Origin of the sequence: Streptomyces aureus (genome assembly GCF_000725495.1) — a bacterium.
GTDB classification, from domain to species: Bacteria; Actinomycetota; Actinomycetes; order Streptomycetales; family Streptomycetaceae; genus Streptomyces; species Streptomyces aureus_B.
The window spans coordinates 1-16,332 of record NZ_JNZD01000025.1 but is presented as its reverse complement, the minus strand read 5'-3'; the positions used below and the strand labels follow the sequence as shown (position 1 = coordinate 16,332).

Below are 16,332 nucleotides of genomic sequence, written 5' to 3'. Positions count from 1 at the left end.
CGCGGCACGGTCCTGACCAGTCGGAGGACGGAAAGGGGCAACGGCGGTCGATTCACGGCAGTTTGCGGGCATGCTCGGTCTTTGTCCCGCCGGGTGCGTTGCTGCATGCACCTTGAGCCATCCTCGAGTCCATGGCCCCGGCATCGGCCCGTGCGCATGCTGTGAAGGCCGGAGGAATTCCACCGAATTCCCGAAGGCTCACGGCTCCTCGCGGATTCCCTCACCCCCTGCCGCTCCTCGGAGGCTTTCGTGCACAGAATTCATTTCCCCTGCTGTCAGAACTCCGACGACACCGGCTGGGGACGGGGCTGAGGGCGCGAGATGACCGATTCGCTCACGGAAAACCGCGGCGTGGCGTCGGATCCCGCAATTCCCGGAGAGCCCGCGGTCGACATCGGAAACAAAAACGCCGTCACCAATTTACGATTGAACGTTCTCGGTCCTTTACGGGCCTTCCGTGGCGGCCGGCCCCTCGCGCTCGGCCCCCTGAAGCAGCGCCTCGTCCTGGCGGTCCTGCTCACCCGCCCCAACACGCCCGTATCCGTGGAGGAGTTGACCGACGCCGTCTGGCCCGACGACCCGCCCCGCACCGCCCGTAAGAACCTCCAGGCGTACGTCTCCACCCTGCGCCGGGTCCTCGACCCCGACGACCTGGGCCGGCTGCGCCACGGCCCCGGCGGCTACGTCCTGCACCTCACCGCGGAGGAGTGCGACACCCTGCGCTTCGAGGAACTGGCACGGCGCGGCGACGCCGAGGCCCGGGCCGGCGTCCCGAGCCGCGCGGCCCGGTCGTACCGCCAGGCCCTGGACCTGTGGCGGCACGATCCCTTCAGCGACCTGGCCCCCCGGGCCGACGTGCTGCGCGCCGCCGTCGAGCGGCAGCACGCCCGGCGCCTGGCCGTCTACGAGGCCTGGGCCGAGGCCCAGCTGGACATAGGGGACCCGGGCCCGGTCGCCGACACCGTGGACGAGATGGTGAGCCGCCACCCGCTGCGCGAGCGGCTGCGCGCCGCCCAGCTGACCGCACTGCACCGGGTCGGCCGCAGGACGGAGGCGCTGGCCGCCTACGACGACTGCCGGCAGCGTCTGTCGCGCGAACTCGGTCTGGAGCCCGGAGCGGCCCTGCACGGCGCCCACCGGTCCCTGCTCGACGACATGGCCCCCTCCCGGCCGCGCGGCGGCCCCACCGGCTCACGACTGCTCCCTCCGGACCTCGCCGACTTCACCGGGCGAGCGACGGAACTGGACGTCGTGGCGGCGCAACTGGACTTCGAGGGCGGGCCGCCGGTCCTGGTCACCGGCGCGGTCGGCGTCGGCAAGACGGCCTTCGCCGTCCACGTCGCCCACCGTCTCGCCCCGCGCTTCCCCGACGGGGTGGTCGCCACCCGGCTGTGCGCCGAGGACGGCTCCGCCCGGCCCTGGGCCTCGGTCCTCGCGGAACTGGCCCGCTCCCTCGGCTGCACCGAGCGGCTGCCCGCCGACCGGGAGGAAGCGGCCACCGCCTGGCGCTCCTGGCTGTCCGGGCGCCGCATCCTGCTCCTCCTCGACGACGCCCCCTACACCGCCGCCCTCGGCCCGCTGCTCCCGCCGTCGGGCCCCGCCGCCGCCCTCGTCACCTCCCGCGGCCGGCTGCCCTGTCTGGACCCCGCGCACCGGGTGGAACTCCCCCCACTGTCCGGGGAGGAGGCACTCGACCTGCTCGGCGGAATCATCGGACGGACCCGGCTGACCGCCGAACACGCCGCCGCCCTCCGCATCGCCCGTGCCACCGGGCACCTCCCGTTCGCCCTGCGAGCGGCCGGAAACCGCCTGTCCGTGCTGCGGCACGTGTCGCTCGGCCAGTACGCGGACCGGCTCGAACATCCCCTGGAGGCCCTGGACGAGCTCGCGTCGGGCGGGCTCGGCGTCCGCGCCCGCCTCGCCGGGGCCTGGACCCGGCTGCCCGCACCCGCCCGGGACTCCCTCCAGGCCCTGGCCGCACTGCCCGACGTCTCCTTCACCCTGCCCGCCGCCGCCCGCGCCCTCGGCAAGGACGGGCGGGGCGCACAGCGTGCCCTGGAGGAACTCATCGAGGTCGGTGTCCTGCCGCCGCCCTCCCTGCCCGAGGTGACCGCGCACACGGCCGTGGCCCCGGAGGTGATGCGCTACGAACTGCCCTGGCTGTCCCTGCTCCTGGCGCGGGAACAGGCGGCCGCGTCGGGAGAGCGGTGCTAGGTCGGGTTCGCGGCGTCGCGCCTGTCCGGCGGCACGACCCCGGGCGAGATCCGGGGTGCCGGCGCCCGCGGCTGGACGGTCGTCCCGCGGCGCCGCGGTCCCGGGGCGTGCCCTTGGGCGGGCGGCTCGCGGGTCCGTCCGTCGCCCTGCTCGTCAGGGTGCGCCCGGCACTTGGTCCCGCCGCGCCCTCAGGCGCCGCCCGCGGCCGCGGAGGCCGGGCCCGAGGACTGCACGCGGGCCAGATACCCGGCCTGGAAGCGGCTCGCCGCGCCCAACTGCTCCATGATCTCGGCGATGTGCTTGCGGCAGGTCCGCAGCGACATGCCCAGCCTGCGGGCCACCATCTCGTCCTTCATGCCCTCGGCCAGCAGCCGCACGATGGCCTGCTTCACCTCGTCGCGGGCCGAACTCTCCGTCCACGCCGGGTGATAGGGCTCGGCCAGGGACCAGGCGTGGTCGAAGGTCGCGCAGAGATAGGAGACCGTGGACGGGTCCTGGATGACGATGGCCGCGTCCAGATCGTCCTGGTGCGGGATGAACACCGTCTCCCCGTCGAAGGCCACCATGCGGCCGAACAGTTCGCTCAGCGTCCTGATCTCCGCGCCCTCGTCGGTCATCCGCCGCGCGTACTCCTGCGTGGGCAGGTGATAGCGGGCCGTGTGCTGGTACAGCGTGCGCATCCGTATGCCGCGCCGCAGCATGTCGCGGTCCTGCACGAACGCCTGCTCCAGCAGAGCGGGGGAGCGGCCGCCGCCGGGGTGGCAGGTGCGCACCTCCTTGCGGCACCGCATGGTCGCCTCGGTGATCATTCCCACGACGGTCTTCAGCTCCGTGATCTCCATCAGGGGCGCCCGCCCCTGCCACTGCCGCCGCCCGTCCGCGTAGAAGGGCGTCAGCAGGGAGAGTTCCGCCCGCAGCCGGTCGAGTTCGGCGAGCTGTCTGCGCAGCCCCGCCTCCCGCGGAGCGACCAGCGCGGCGAGGGCCGCGTCCGGGGCCTCCGCCACGAACCGGTCGGGGTCGCCGGGCAGCCGGCGCAGCAGCAGGAGCTCGGTCAGCGTGGCCACCGCCGAGGACGCCACCTCCTCCGGCACCCCCAGGGCCGCGGCGAGCGTCACCACGTCGCACGACCCCTGGGCGCTCACCCACCGGAACACACGGACGGCGTCCTCGGACAACTGCGTCTCGTGCGCCGGCCGATGTGCCGCCGTACGGACGTCCTGGAGCCCGCCGTCCTCACCGATGCCGCCCACCCGACCCCCTCATCAGCCGGTCACCCCCGACCGCCGCCGCCGTGGCCATTGTCCAGATGCGCGATGGAGTTTCCCAGACCCACCCGGAAGGAATCACTGTGAAACAGGCCAAAGGAGCATTCGTCCTGCTCCTCGAACGGTTCACCCTCCTCGGCCACCGGATGCGCACCCGGCAGCGCCGGCCCGGCGGGGACGGAGCCGCGGCCCGCGAGATCCTCGACCAGCCCCCGCGCCCGGTGCGCGAGGCCGACGGCGACGCACCGACCGTCCCCACCCCGCACTGGTGATCATCCCGCACCGGTGGTCACCGGGTCCGCCCTCCGATACCCCCCTGGTGGCACGCCGGGCGTCGGCCGCGCCCGTGCCGGGCGGTCGGTTCCGCGCCCGGAAGAGGCCATTTCCCGTCCCGGCGTTCCCTGTGCGTCGGATGACGGGTTAGGGTCAAGTTCCGCGAGGATCTTGCACGGAGGTGTCCGGAGATGGAGAACAGCGCGCCGGCACGGCGGGGACGCCCCCCGGGCGTACAGACCGTCGAAGGTGAGCTGACCGCCCGCCAGGCGGCCATCGTCCGGTACATCACGGAGTCCGTCGCCCGGCAGGGCTACCCGCCGTCGATGCGGGAGATCGGCCAGGCCGTGCAGCTCTCCAGCACCAGCTCGGTCGCGCACCAGCTGGGGGCGCTGGAACACAAGGGTGTTCTCTACCGCGACCCGCACCGTCCCCGCGCCTACCGCGTGCGCCCCTCCTGGGCCCCGGACCTCGGCGCCCGGAGCGCGGCGCCGGTCGAGGTGCCGCTCGTCGGGCGCATCGCCGCCGGTGCGCCGCTCCTCGCCGACGAGATGGTCGAGGACGTCTACTCCCTGCCGCGCCAAGTCGTCGGCGAGGGCGAGCTGTTCGCCCTGACCGTGGCCGGCGACAGCATGATCGAGGCGGCGATCTGCGACGGCGACATCGTGACCGTGCGCAAGCAGGACAGCGCCGAGCACGGCGACATCGTCGCCGCCCTGCTGGAGGACGAGGCCACCGTCAAGGTCCTGCACCGCAAGGACGGACAGGTGTGGCTGATGCCGCGCAACCCGGCCTTCGCCCCGATCCCGGGCGACGGGGCGCGCATTCTCGGCAAGGTCGTCGGAGTCCTGCGCCTGCTGTAGGGCGGTGGTCCCGGAGCCGCGCCCGTGTTCGCAACGGGCGGCGGCGCCCGGTGATCCGCGGCGGGCGGCGGCCCCAGATCGTCCGCGACGGGCGGTGGCGCCCGGTGGTCCGACACGCGCGGGGCCCCGGTGATCCGCAGCGGCCGGCGGCGGCCGATGGCGATCCCGGCGCTGAGCGGCACGCCCGTCCGGCCTCCCCACCGGTCCCTCAGGGCCGCAGCACGACCTTGCCCAGATTGCGGCGCGACGCGATGACCTCGTGGGCCCGCGCCGCCTCGGTGAGCGGGATCTCGGCGTGCACGCGGGTACGCAGGGTGCCCTTGCGGTGGAACTCCCACAGTTCGTCGCGCCACCGCGCGTACACCTCGGGCCGGTCCCTGGCGACGGCGGCCATCTGGAAGCCGACGACCGAGGCGCTCCGGACGAGCAGCTCGAAGGCGTCGACGGTGCCGCCGCCGGAACTGAAGGCGACCAGCTGGCCGCCGGGAGCCAGGGCGCGCACCGCGGGTCCGAGCAGTTCCCCGCCGACGCCGTCGACGACGACATCGACCGGAGCGCCCCAGGACTCGTCCTCGTAGAGCACGACCTCGTCCGCGCCGAGCGAGCGGACGAACTCCGCCTTGTCCGCGCTGCCGACGGCCGCGACGACCCGGGAGGCCCCGCCCGCCTTCGCGTACTGCAGGGCGAGCGTGCCGACCGCGCTGGCAGCCGCGGTGACCAGGACCGCGTCGCCGGGACGGGGACGTCCGGCCTCGTGCGCGCCGCGTGCCACCAGCCCGCTGCGGACGAGGGCCACGGCGTCGACCGCCGTGGCCCGCTCGGGGATGAGGGAGGCCATCTTCTCGTGGACGACGGCCAGTTCGGCGTAGGCGTGCGAGAAGCAGAGGCCGGTGACCCGGTCGCCCACCGCGAAGCCGGTGACACCTTCGCCGACCGCGGCGACGACACCGGCCACCTCGCCGCCGAGGGTCACCGGCCCGGCGCCCTCGCGCAGCTTGCGGACGGTCGGCAGCGTGACGCCGATCGCCTCGCACCGGACGAGCACCTCACCCGGGCCGGGCTCGGGAACGGGTACCTCCTCGACGACGAGACCTTTCCCATCGCCGCCGGGCTCATGGCGGACGCGACGCATGGACACCTCCGGACGTGACGGACACACGAAAGGAATCGTTGGGATCCCCCATGGATTTCAGCGTAGGAGGATTTCGTTGGGAAGTCCAACGAGTTCGCGGTACGGTTCTCCCATGACGCGTTTCGAGGGGCCGGACGCCCTGGGGCACATCCAGTCACTGCCGAGCTGGCTGGTCGGCCGGGTGGCCGCGCGCGGCCGGAGCCTGGTCGCCGACGCCATCGCCGAGGAGGGCCTGAGACTGCCCCAGCACGCCGTGCTCGCGGCGGTCGCCGAGTACGGCCCGGTGGCCCAGGCGGACCTGGTGCGCCGGCTGGGATTCGACGCCAAGGACGTCGTCCTGCTGCTGAACCACCTGGAGGACGCGGGACTCGCGGTGCGTCGGCCCGATCCCCGCGACCGCCGCAAGAACGCGGTCACGGTGACGTCGACGGGCCTGCGCACCCTGGAGCGCTGCGCGGAACTGGCGGAGCGCGCCAACGCCGAACTGCTGGCACCGCTCAGCGAGGCGGAGGGCAGACAGCTGATGGAGCTGCTGGGCCGGGTGTACGAGGCGTAGCAACGCCCGCCGCACCGTCTCGCGTTCGTCCACGCCGCATCGCCCGCGCGGAGTTCGCCCACGCGGGTTGGGCGCGGCCCCGACGCGCGGCCGGGGCCGGGGTCTGTGTGGACGGCACGGTTGTGCTCCGCTCCGATCCGGCCATGAGCGTGTGGCGGAGACAGGGGTGCCGAAGCCCTCGTTCCTGCGGGAGAATGCGGCGTTTGCGCCGTCATGGAGGGACTGTCGTGGAGGGGCTGTCATGGGGAGAAGTCGTTCGTCCTGGGCAGGCGGGGCCGCCAGTGCGATGGTCCTGACAGTCGCTGTGTGCGGTGTGTCCGCGTGCTCGGGCAGTTCGGAGGTCGAGTGCACCGGTGGCGCGTACGAAGCGGAGTGCCATCCCGTGAACCCTGCGTCTACGGGTACACGGTCGGCCACCGTGTCACCGGGGACCGTGCCGGCTCCGCGAAGTGCCTGCCCCTCGGACTGGAGCGAGATCTGGAAGCAGGTGCGCGACAAGAAGTGGGACCAGGACTGTCCGCTTCCCAGCCCGATGACCTCCGCAGTGCCGTCCGCCGTCCCCTCCTCGGTGCCGGAACTGTCGGACGGTGGGCAGACCTGACCCGGAGGGGAGCCTCCGACGCCGGCTCCGCACCAGCCCCCAAACCGCCCGGGACAGTCCCGGCCTGCCCGGACGTCACGCCAACCATCCTCGCCCAACTAGCCCCCCAGGACCGGCAACGCATCCTCGGTGGCCGGGGTCCAGCCCAGTTCGGGGGCGATCAGATGGCGCGTGTCGTGCAGGATCTGCTCGTACTCCTCGCGGTGGAACTCGTACGGCAATTCCAGCCGCAGCTCGGACACCTGGGCGAGCACCGGGTCGGTGGTCAGGTGCTCCAGGATCTGTTCGGCGGTGCCCACCACATCGGGGGCGAACAAGGTCCGCTTCGGGCCCTGGGGCGCCAGGGTCCGGGCGTGGCGGGCGGCCGCGTAGGCGCGGTAGCGGGCCCGTCCGGCGGCGTCCGCGCTGTCGAAGGGCACGAGCACCCGGCCCAGCGCCACCCGTGCCGGACGCTCGACGTCTCCTGGGGGCAGCGCCCGGCGGTACGCGGACAGCAGATTCAGCTGGGCCGTGGTGAAGTCGTCGGTCCCCTCGCCGGTCACGATGTTGCCGGACAGCAGGCTCAGGTTGCTCTCGCCGGCCCAGCGCGCCGAGCGCAGGCTCCCGCCGCCGTACCAGATGCGCCCGGACAGACCGGGACTGTACGGCTGCAACCGCGGACGCTGGACGTTGCCCGGGGAGTGGATCACCGTGTCCGGGCCGCCGAGGTGGTCGCCGCGCAGATGGCCGAGGACGCGGTCGATCCTGCCGTACGACAGGTCGAAGCCGCGCCAGTCTCCGTCGTGCACCAGGTCGCCGAGCAGGTCGGCGTGCGGCATCCCGGTGCTGACGCCGATCTGGAGCCGGCCCCTGGACAGGACGTCGGCGAGCGACAGGTCCTCCGCGAGACGGAACGGGTTCTCGTAACCGATCGGGATGACGGCGGTGCCGAGTTCGATCCGCTCGGTGCGCTGGCCCGCCGCGGCGAGGAACACGGCCGCCGAGCCGACGCCGTGTTCGAGATGGCGCTGCCGGATCCAGCCCCCGTCGAACCCAAGACGTTCGCCGTACTCGAAGAGCCGGAGCGTCTCCTCCAGACCGGTGTACGGGTCGTCGTCGGCGAAGTTGCCCGGGGTCAGGAACGCCAGGGACGTGATGGTGGGAGTGGTCATGGGAGGCGGGCCCTTCAGTTCGTGATGGTCGCGGCGGCCGGCGAGAGGACGTGCCCGCCGGGGATCGCCGCGAGGAGTTCGCGGGTGTACGCGTGGCGCGGGCGGGCGAAGAGGTCCTCCGCGGGCCCCGACTCCACCACCCGGCCGGCCCGCATGACCGCGACCTCGTGCGCGATCTGCCGCACGACGGCCAGGTCATGGGAGATGAAGAGGTAGGCCACCCCCGTGTCCGCCTGCAACTCGGCCAGCAACTCGAGGACTTGGGCCTGCACCGACACGTCGAGCGCGGACACGGGCTCGTCGCACACCACCAGGTCGGGGGACAGCGCGAGCGCGCGGGCGATCGCCACCCGCTGACGCTGTCCGCCGGACAGTTCCGCCGGCCGGCGCTCCAGCACGGACGCGGGAAGCGCCACCCGGTCGAGCAGGTCGCGGGCCCGCGCGAGCCGGGAGCGGCGGTCACCGACCTTGAACGCCCGCAACGGCTCGACGACCACCTCACCGACGGAGAAGCGCGGATCGAGCGACGCGTACGGGTTCTGATAGACGAGCTGGGAGCGCCGACGCAGCTCCCTGGCCCGCGCGCCGCCGGCGGCGGTGACGTCGGTGCCGTCGAACAGGACCCGCCCGGAGGTCGCGTCGGCGAGCCGGAGCACCAGCCGGGCGGTGGTGGACTTGCCCGACCCCGACTCGCCCACCAGCGCCAGGGTCCGTCCGCGGCCGAGGGTGAAACTGACGTCGTCGACCGCGCGCAGCGTCCGGGGACCGTCCCCGGAGCCGGGCAGCCGAAACTCCTTGACCAGGTTGCGCGCCTCCACCAACGGCGCCGCGGCCCCGGCGGGTGCCGTATCCGCCGTATCTGCCGTGTCCGCGGTGCGTACGGTCGCGGTCGGCCGCCGGCGGGCGGAGGCCAGGCTCGGGGCACTCGCCAGCAGGTGCCGGGTGTACGGGTCCTGGGGATCGGCCAGGACGTCACGCGTCGGGCCCGCCTCCACCACCCGGCCCCGGGACATGACCACCAGCCGCTGTGCCCGGTCGGCGGCGACCCCGAGGTCATGGGTCACCAGCAGGATTCCCGTGCCCGACTCCTCGGCGAGGCGCTGGAGATGGTCGAGGATGACCCGCTGCACGGTGACGTCGAGGGCGCTGGTCGGCTCGTCGGCGATGATCAGCTCCGGCCCCGCGGCGATCGCGACGGCGATCAGGGCTCGTTGCCGCATGCCGCCGGACAGTTCGTGCGGGTACTGCCGGGCCCGGACGGCCGCGTCGGGCAGTCCGGCCCGCTCCAGGACGGCGACGGCCTCGGCTGCGGCCGAGCGCCGGGTTGCCTTCGTGTGCAGACGCAGCACCTCGGCGACCTGTTCGCCGACCCGCTTGACCGGGTTGAGCGAGACCGTCGGATCCTGGGGGACCAGACCGATCCGCGCCCCGCGCACGGCACGCAGCTCCGGCTCCGACAGCGTGGCCAGGTCGTGCCGGCCGAAGCGGACCGTGCCCGCTTCGAGGACGCCGTTGTCCGGCAGGAGCCGGGTGATCGCGTGCGCGGTGGTGCTCTTGCCCGAACCGGACTCGCCGACCACCGCCGTCACCTGTCCCGGCCACACGTCGAGGTCCACGCCCCGCACGGCCGCGACGGTGCCGCCGCGGGTGCGGTACGAGACGGACAGACCCCGGATCTCCAGCAGCGGAGCGGTCGGAGGGTGGCCGCTCCCGGCACGACGATCGCCGGCCCTGCCGTGAACGCCGTTCGTGGCGTGGTGAGTTCCGGTTGGTCTGTCGTGAACCCCGCCCGTGCCGACGTGTGTTCCGCCCGCGCGGTCGTGAACCCCTCTCGTACCAATTCGCGTTCCGGCCGCTTCGTCGTGCGTCCCGCTCGTACCGTCCTCACGCCGTTCACCGGTGCCCGGCATGCTCACCCCTCTCGCCTCGGTCGGTCATCGCTGGCGGGACCATTCGCCGTCCAGGGCCCTCGCGACGCGGTTGGTGGACAGGACGGTCGCGGCGATCGCCAGACCGGGCAGCGCGGTCAGCCACCAGGCGTTGGCGAGGTAGTTGCGGCCCTCGGAGATCAACGTGCCCCACTCCGGAGCCGGCGGCGGCGCGCCGTAGCCGAGGAAGCTCAGCGCCGACACCGCGAGGATCGAGGAGCCGAAGTCGAGGGTGGCCAGCACGATCACCGGTCCCGCCGCGTTGGGCAGTACGTGCCGGCCCAGCACCGCGTACCAGCGGGCCCCGCACGAGCGGGACGCCTCTACGAACAGCGCCTGGCGCACCCGGAGCACCTCGGCGCGGGCGACCCGGGCGAAGGAGGCCACGCTGGCGATGCCGACGGCGACGGCCACCTTCACCGTGCCGTACCCCAGCGCGGTCACCAGGGCCAGCGACAGGAACAGCGCGGGGATGGACAGCAGCACGTCGACGCAACGCATCAGCACGTCGTCCACCCAGCGGCCCACGAACCCGGCGACCACACCGAGCAGACCGCCCACCACGAACGCCACGAGCACCGCGATCAGCGTGGCTTTGAGGGAGAGCTGGGCACCGTGCACGACCCGGGAGAACACATCGCGTCCGAGCTCGTCCGTGCCGAACCAGTGCGCACCGCTCGGCCCGCGGAAGTTCTGCGCCGGCACCCCCTGCAGCGGGTCCTGCGAAGTGAACAGGCCTGGGCGGAAGGACGCCAGCACCACCAGGACGAGCACCCCGGCCGACAGCAGCAGACCGGGGCGCCGGACCAGGAACCGCAGTACCCGCCGCAGGTCGACGCGACGGCCCGGCGGGGGAGCCGGCACCGGGTCGGCCGGACGGGCGGGGGCGAGCGCCGTACCGGCCGGATCCTCGACAAGACTCCCGCTCATACGGCACTCGCCCTTCCGCCCGCGGCCACCACGATCCGCGGGTCGAGCAGCGGATACACCAGGTCGACGACCAGGTTCGTCGTCACGAAGATCAGCGCGCCGAACGCCACCACCCCCTGGACCACGGGGATGTCCTGGGCCGTGACGGCCGCCGCCGTCACACGGCCGAGGCCGTCGCGCGAGAACACCGTCTCGACGACGACCGATCCGGCGATCAGCTGCCCCACCAGAAGGCCGACGACCGTCAGTGCCGGCAGGGACGCGTTGCGCAGCGCGTGCCGAAGGTGCACCCGCCACCGGCCGGCGCCCTTGGCCCGGGCGGTCTCCACGTACGCCTGGTCGAGCGCGGTGAACAGACTCTTGGCCAGCACCTGCGCGATCTGCGCACCGGTCGGGACCGCGAGCGTCAGCGCGGGCAGCACCAGCGCTCTCGGCCCGTCGTTGCCGAACGCCGGGAACCAGCGCAGCCGGAAGGAGAACGACTCGACGAGCAGCAGCCCCACCCAGAACGTCGGGACCGACACCCCCAGTGGCGGCAGTGACAGCAGGAACTGACGCAGCCAGCGCCGCGTGGTGTACGTCGCCGCCACCGCCAGACCGCCGCCCAGGACGACGGCCAACAGCAGCGCGGAGGCGGTCAGTTGCAGCGTCTGGGGCAGCGCGTCGGCCAGGGTCGAGGTGACCGGGCGGCCGGTGGCCACCGAGTCGCCGAAGTCCCCGCGCACCGCCCGGCCGAGGTACTGCGTGTACTGGGTGAGCACCGGCTGGTCGAACCCGTACTCGTGCCGCAGGGCGGCGATCTGCCGAGGATCGACCTGCCCGGACTCCATCCCGGCGCCGGCCATCGCCGTGACGGGGTCGCCCGGCAGGTAGTCCAGGACCAGGAACGCCACCGTGTACGCCGCCCACAGCACCCCGGCCGCCTGCGCGAGTCGCTTGATCACATAGCCGCGCACGGTCAGCCGATCCAGGTGTCGTGCAGCTGGATCCGGCTGGAGGCGTCGAAGGCGAGGCTGTGCACCTTCGTGGACAGGCCCAGCTGGGTCTGCAGTTCCACCACCGGCACGTTGTAGGCGTCCCGCACGATCGACCGCTGGGCTCGCTCCACCAGCCGGCCGCGCTCGGCCGGGTCGGTGGTCGCGGCCTGTGCCGCCAGTGTCGTGTCGAGCCCGCCCGCCGGAACGCGGTAGAAGTTGGCCAGCTTCGTGGAGAACGAGCTGCGCAGGATGTCGGGGTCGGCTCGGGTGATGTTCCCCCAGATCGCGTCGTACTGGCCGGACTGCTGGATCGGTGTCAGCTGGGGCAGTTGAAGCTGCTTGAGGGTCACCTGGACGCCGACCGCCTTGAGTTGCTGCTGGATCAGCTCCAAGGCGGGCTGGTTCGTGGCCGCGTTGGGAACCCAGTCGATCGTGAGGCTCAGCCGCTTGCCGTCCTTGGTGCGGACGCCGTCGCCGCCCGCCTTCCAACCGGCCGTGTCCAGAAGGGACTTCGCCCTGGCCGGGTCGAAGGCCAGATCGGTGCCCAGGTCGGTGTAGTCGGGCGTGGTGTGCGCGAGGACGCTGGTGGCCGGCCGGGTGCCGGTGGGGAAGACGGTGTCGGCGATCTGCTTGCGGTCGACGGCGGACCGGATCGCCCTGCGGACCCTGGCGTCCTTGAGCACCGGACGGGCGTTGTTGAAGCCGAGTCCGAAGACGATCCCGGGGTTGGCCCGCCGCTGGAGGGTGACCGGGCCGCCCTTGAGCGCGGCCTCGTCGGCCCGGCCCACGCTGCCGATGGCGTCCACCTGGCCGGAACGCAGACTGCCGGCCCTTACCCCGGCCTCCGGCACGACCTTGAACACCAGCCGGTCCAGATACGCCTCGCCCTTCTTGGCCCAGCGTGAGGAACCCCAGGCGTAGCCCTTGCGCCTGGCCAGGGTGATCGACTGGTTCTGCACGTACTGCTTCAGCACGAAGGGGCCGGACCCGACCACCCCGTCACTGCACTTCTGCTGCGGGGACCTCTTCACGCTCGCCGACGACTCGATCCCGAGCGAGTGGGTCGAAGTCGCCTGCAGGAACTGGGCGTTGGGCTGACGGAAGGTGACCTTGACGGTGAGCGGGTCGACGACCGTGGTGCTCCGCACGCCGCTCAGATAGCCCTCGGCCAGGGTTCCCAGGACCCCGAGCTTCGGCACCGCGTCGAAGTTGTCCTTGACGACCTGGGCGGTCAGCGGGGACCCGTCGCTGAAGGTGACGCCCGAGCGCAGGTGGAAGGTGAAGGCGGTGGTGTCGGCGCTGATGTCCCAGCTCCTGGCCAGCCACGGCACGATCTTTCCGGTCCGCGGGTCCTGGTCCGTCAGGGAGTCCACCACCTGGCGCACGGAGTAGATGGTGTCGTTGCTGCCGACCTGCTGGGGGTCCACGCAGCCGGCGTCCGAACCGACCGCGAAGGTCAGGGTGCCGCCCGAGCGCGGCTTACCGCTCCCGGTGTCGTCGGTGCCCGACCCGCAGGCCGTCAGCAGCGCGCCGGTGGTCACCAGCGCGGCGAGGGTCGTCCATCGGGGAGATCTGGCAGGGGGAAGTGCTCTCACGGCGGGTTCTCCTACGGGTGTCGCCCGGCCGGGGACACCGCTCGGGGCACGAGCGCGCAGGGGCGCGCGGACCCGTCCGGCGTCACACCGGGTACGGGGGAGTGCCCTGCGGACAGGGGCCGGGCGGAAGGCGGAAGGCGGAAGGCGGAAGGCGGAAGGACCGGCGGGCCGGAATGGCGACCGGAAGGGTCACGGAGACCAGGAGGAGGAGGAGCCAGCCGGGGGCCGACGCGTGGAACGACGGTCGGTCGGGGACGTCGACCGTCGGTGGGGAAGCCCGTCGGCGCCCGGCTGCGGGCGGACCGTCAGGCGCGACAGAAGCTGCTGGTCGAGCGCTTCAGATCGATGTGGCGCCGCCGCGCCAGCCGGGAGAACACCATGGCGACGGCCAACGAGGCGCCGGAGCAACCGTCGTGCCGCATGAGGGTCCTCCCCGTCTCCGGCCCCGGACACGGGGCCACGCGCTTGCGGGGATCGTCGGTGATCCCGCCGGGCTTTCACCTGGAGCACCCCACCGCGGGGGAGGGTTGCCGGTCAGCAAGCCAGGGCTTGACGCTGACGCTCGATGCCGTTCGTGATCGTACGGAGCCGTTCTGACGTACGTCAATGGCGGGGGCGGCCGCCCGGGTTGGGGCGTCCGGGTGCCGGAAGCGGGATGAGCCGCGTCCCGGACGGCGTGCCAGGTCCCGGTCCGTGGGCGTGCTGTGTCTCGGTCCGGGGATGTGCCGCGTCCCGCTCCCGGCGTGCCAAGTCCCGGTCCCGGGGTCTGCCGGGGTGCGCCGGCGCCCCGGGACCGGGACGGTCGGTCAGGAACCGCCGCGCTCGCGCGGGATCTTCAGCCCCGCCTCGATCGCCACCGGCAGCCGGTTCTCCGCCGGCGGGAGCGGGCACGTCGCCAGGTCCGTGTAGGCGCACGGCAGGTTCGCTGCGCGGTTGAAGTCCAGGACGACCGTGCCGTCGGCCGCGGGTTCCTCGACGGCCAGGGACCGGTTGGCGGCGTAGGTCGTGACCCCGGACGTGGCGTCGGTGAACAGGAGGCTCAGCCGCCCTCGTACATGGCCGGGGAACGCGGTCAGCGCCAGCCGCTGCCCGTCCAGCTCGAACTCGATCCTGCCGGGGGCCTCGTACACGTGCTCAAGTCCCTCGACCGCAGCGCCCACCGTGGTGGGCCGCGGCTCGTCGAAGGGCACGTAGCGGCCCGTCACGGTCCAGCGGGGGTCGGGGGCGTAGGCGGGCGTACCGGTGAACGCCGTACGCAGGGGCGCGTTCGGGTGCCGCGGGCGCACGATGTCGTGACCGCCCCGCTTGGCGACCTCGATGACGGCGGCCTTCCAGAGAGCGTCCACGCCGCCGCGCTCCGGCAGGACGCCGAACCGGTGCTCGCCGCGCACCGGGGTGCCGTCGACGATCAGTTCCTCGCCGTCGTCCAGGGTGACGACGACCCCGTCGGGGCCGGTGTGCCAACTGCCGGGCGCGTCGGGGAAGCGCTGTGGGGTCTCGTCGAGCCAGTGCAGCCCGGTGATCGCCAGGAACCCGTGCGGGTGGGCGAGTTGGGCTTCCTGGGCGCGGTACCACTCCAGCCACTGCTCGGTGAAGGTGTGGAGGTCCGTCGAGGTCGCCTCGGTGGTCATGAATGCTCCTTCGGGGTGCGGGTGCGGGGGTCGTTGTGAATGTGCGGGGTGGCGGTGGGGAGGGAACACGGGGAGGGTGGACCGGGGGGTGGTCAAGGGGCGCCCGGGCTCAGCGGGCCAGTTCGCCCAGGAGGGCCCAGGTCCGGCGCCGGTCCGCCGGACCCGCCAACTCGGTGCTGGAGAAGACGACTTCGGTGGCCCCGGCGTCGCGATAGCGCCGTACCTCGGCCTCCACCGCCTTCTCGTCGCCGATCACGGCCAGGTCGGCGGCGCGCCGGCCGCCGGAGAGTTCGATGACCCGGGCGTAGGACGGGATCTGTTCGTAGAAGGCGAGGTTCTCGGTGGCCTTGGCCCGTACGGCGTCCACGTCGTCCGTGACCACGCCCGGGACCAGGGCGACGATCCGGGGCGCGGGCCGTCCGGCGGCCTCGGCCGCGGCGGTCAGGGCGGGCACGATGTGCTCCTCGAGGGCGCGCGGTCCGGCGAGGTAGGGCAGGATGCCGTCCGCCAGTTCGCCGCTGACCCGCAGTGCCTGCGGACCCATCGCGGCGACCAGCAGCGGAACACCGTCCTCGGCGCCGGGCACACGCGCCGGGACCGGGGTCGTGGCGGTGAGCAGCTCGCCGTGGAACTCGGCGGTGCCGGTCTCGGTCAACTGCCGCAGGATGGTGAGGAATTCACGCAGACGGGCGATGGGACGCTCGAAGGGCAGGCCGAAGCCGGACTCCGTGAGGAGTTTCGTGCCCAGGGCCAGTCCGAGGTGGTAGCGGCCGTGGGTCGCGGCCTGGGCGGTCTGGGCCTGGCTGGACACCAGCAGCGGGTGGCGGCCGAAGACGGGGATCGCGGAGGTGCCCACCTGCAGTTCCGGCACCGCACGCCCGACGATCGCCGCGAGCTGCGGCGAGTCCGCGCCGAAGGTCTGGCCGAACCACACGGACCGCAGACCGGCGGCCGCGGCCTCCCCGGCCAGTTCCACACTGGCGTCGACCTGGTTCCGCGCGTCGGATGCGTTGAGTGCTACGCCAACAGTCATGTCAGTAGGAACGGGCCGCTGGTGAGCGCGCATTCCGTTCGAGTGTGACGTCTGTATGTCAGTCGTTTGACATCCTCCCCGCCCCAAAGGACGGGGATTCCTGGCTCAGGCCGCCCCCGGGAGCAGCGCTCCCAGAGGACTTCCACCATCAACACCAGCCGGGTTGAGACCAGCCCGGACGAG

The 16,332-nt window shown here is 72.9% G+C and carries 14 protein-coding genes and 1 riboswitch; of the genes, 4 read left to right on the top strand and 10 right to left on the bottom strand.

The window, feature by feature from the left end; all coding sequences use genetic code 11:
• Window positions 1-426 precede the first annotated feature (426 nt).
• Window positions 427-2,214: an AfsR/SARP family transcriptional regulator gene (locus IO36_RS26820; RefSeq protein WP_037623556.1), complete on the top strand. Its 1,788-nt coding sequence runs from the start codon at window positions 427-429 to the stop codon at window positions 2,212-2,214.
• A gap of 188 nt (window positions 2,215-2,402) precedes the next feature.
• Here the strand turns inward: IO36_RS26820 and IO36_RS26815 are convergent, their stop codons facing one another.
• Window positions 2,403-3,464, bottom strand: coding sequence for a helix-turn-helix transcriptional regulator (locus tag IO36_RS26815; RefSeq protein ID WP_051900973.1), 1,062 nt, complete (start codon window positions 3,462-3,464; stop codon window positions 2,403-2,405).
• A 98-nt stretch (window positions 3,465-3,562) separates the two neighbouring features.
• Between IO36_RS26815 and IO36_RS26810 the strand changes: the two genes are divergently transcribed.
• Entirely contained in the window at window positions 3,563-3,751 is a 189-nt protein-coding gene (locus IO36_RS26810) for a hypothetical protein (RefSeq protein WP_037623555.1), read from the top strand.
• Between the two features lie 192 nt (window positions 3,752-3,943).
• Entirely contained in the window at window positions 3,944-4,615 is a 672-nt protein-coding gene (gene lexA, locus IO36_RS26805; RefSeq protein ID WP_037623554.1) for a transcriptional repressor LexA, read from the top strand.
• 208 nt (window positions 4,616-4,823) lie between these two features.
• Here lexA and IO36_RS26800 read toward each other — a convergent pair whose 3' ends face one another.
• Window positions 4,824-5,747 (bottom strand): quinone oxidoreductase family protein, encoded by a 924-nt coding sequence (locus IO36_RS26800; RefSeq protein ID WP_037623552.1) that lies wholly within the window; start codon window positions 5,745-5,747, stop codon window positions 4,824-4,826.
• Between the two features lie 112 nt (window positions 5,748-5,859).
• Between IO36_RS26800 and IO36_RS26795 the strand changes: the two genes are divergently transcribed.
• Window positions 5,860-6,303, top strand: a complete 444-nt coding sequence (locus IO36_RS26795) for a MarR family winged helix-turn-helix transcriptional regulator (protein ID WP_051900972.1) — start codon at window positions 5,860-5,862, stop codon at window positions 6,301-6,303.
• 699 nt (window positions 6,304-7,002) lie between these two features.
• Here the strand turns inward: IO36_RS26795 and IO36_RS26790 are convergent.
• The 8 genes from IO36_RS26790 to IO36_RS26755 all read right to left on the bottom strand — a co-directional run bounded on the left by IO36_RS26790 (window position 7,003) and on the right by IO36_RS26755 (window position 16,149).
• Window positions 7,003-8,055 (bottom strand): LLM class flavin-dependent oxidoreductase, encoded by a 1,053-nt coding sequence (locus IO36_RS26790; RefSeq protein ID WP_037623551.1) that lies wholly within the window; start codon window positions 8,053-8,055, stop codon window positions 7,003-7,005.
• A 14-nt stretch (window positions 8,056-8,069) separates the two neighbouring features.
• On the bottom strand, window positions 8,070-9,740 hold the full coding sequence (locus tag IO36_RS26785; RefSeq protein ID WP_037623684.1) for a dipeptide ABC transporter ATP-binding protein: 1,671 nt from the start codon (window positions 9,738-9,740) through the stop codon (window positions 8,070-8,072).
• 249 nt (window positions 9,741-9,989) lie between these two features.
• Window positions 9,990-10,913, bottom strand: a complete 924-nt coding sequence (locus IO36_RS26780; protein WP_037623550.1) for an ABC transporter permease — start codon at window positions 10,911-10,913, stop codon at window positions 9,990-9,992.
• Window positions 10,910-11,869 (bottom strand): ABC transporter permease, encoded by a 960-nt coding sequence (locus IO36_RS26775; protein ID WP_037623549.1) that lies wholly within the window; start codon window positions 11,867-11,869, stop codon window positions 10,910-10,912. Before IO36_RS26775 ends, IO36_RS26780 begins: the two co-directional genes overlap by 4 nt.
• Window positions 11,870-11,871: 2 nt before the next feature.
• Complete coding sequence (locus IO36_RS26770) at window positions 11,872-13,431, bottom strand: ABC transporter substrate-binding protein (RefSeq protein WP_425535553.1); 1,560 nt, start codon at window positions 13,429-13,431, stop codon at window positions 11,872-11,874.
• A 359-nt stretch (window positions 13,432-13,790) separates the two neighbouring features.
• Entirely contained in the window at window positions 13,791-13,907 is a 117-nt protein-coding gene (locus IO36_RS49395) for a putative leader peptide (protein ID WP_425535552.1), read from the bottom strand.
• Between the two features lie 34 nt (window positions 13,908-13,941).
• Window positions 13,942-14,055, bottom strand: a riboswitch (SAM riboswitch).
• A gap of 236 nt (window positions 14,056-14,291) precedes the next feature.
• Entirely contained in the window at window positions 14,292-15,116 is an 825-nt protein-coding gene (locus tag IO36_RS26760) for a DUF1684 domain-containing protein (RefSeq protein ID WP_037623546.1), read from the bottom strand.
• 109 nt (window positions 15,117-15,225) lie between these two features.
• Window positions 15,226-16,149 (bottom strand): LLM class F420-dependent oxidoreductase, encoded by a 924-nt coding sequence (locus IO36_RS26755; RefSeq protein WP_037623545.1) that lies wholly within the window; start codon window positions 16,147-16,149, stop codon window positions 15,226-15,228.
• Between the last annotated feature and the right edge of the window lie 183 nt (window positions 16,150-16,332).

What these genes read in the sequence shown, in the direction of transcription:
- IO36_RS26755 (WP_037623545.1), bottom strand. Translation starts at nt 16,149, where the DNA reads ATGACTGTTGGCGTAGCACTCAACGCATCCGACGCGCGGAACCAGGTC.
- IO36_RS26760 (WP_037623546.1), bottom strand. Translation starts at nt 15,116, where the DNA reads ATGACCACCGAGGCGACCTCGACGGACCTCCACACCTTCACCGAGCAG.
- IO36_RS26800 (WP_037623552.1), bottom strand. Translation starts at nt 5,747, where the DNA reads ATGCGTCGCGTCCGCCATGAGCCCGGCGGCGATGGGAAAGGTCTCGTC.
- IO36_RS49395 (WP_425535552.1), bottom strand. Translation starts at nt 13,907, where the DNA reads ATGCGGCACGACGGTTGCTCCGGCGCCTCGTTGGCCGTCGCCATGGTG.
- lexA (WP_037623554.1), top strand. Translation starts at nt 3,944, where the DNA reads ATGGAGAACAGCGCGCCGGCACGGCGGGGACGCCCCCCGGGCGTACAG.
- IO36_RS26780 (WP_037623550.1), bottom strand. Translation starts at nt 10,913, where the DNA reads ATGAGCGGGAGTCTTGTCGAGGATCCGGCCGGTACGGCGCTCGCCCCC.
- IO36_RS26790 (WP_037623551.1), bottom strand. Translation starts at nt 8,055, where the DNA reads ATGACCACTCCCACCATCACGTCCCTGGCGTTCCTGACCCCGGGCAAC.
- IO36_RS26795 (WP_051900972.1), top strand. Translation starts at nt 5,860, where the DNA reads ATGACGCGTTTCGAGGGGCCGGACGCCCTGGGGCACATCCAGTCACTG.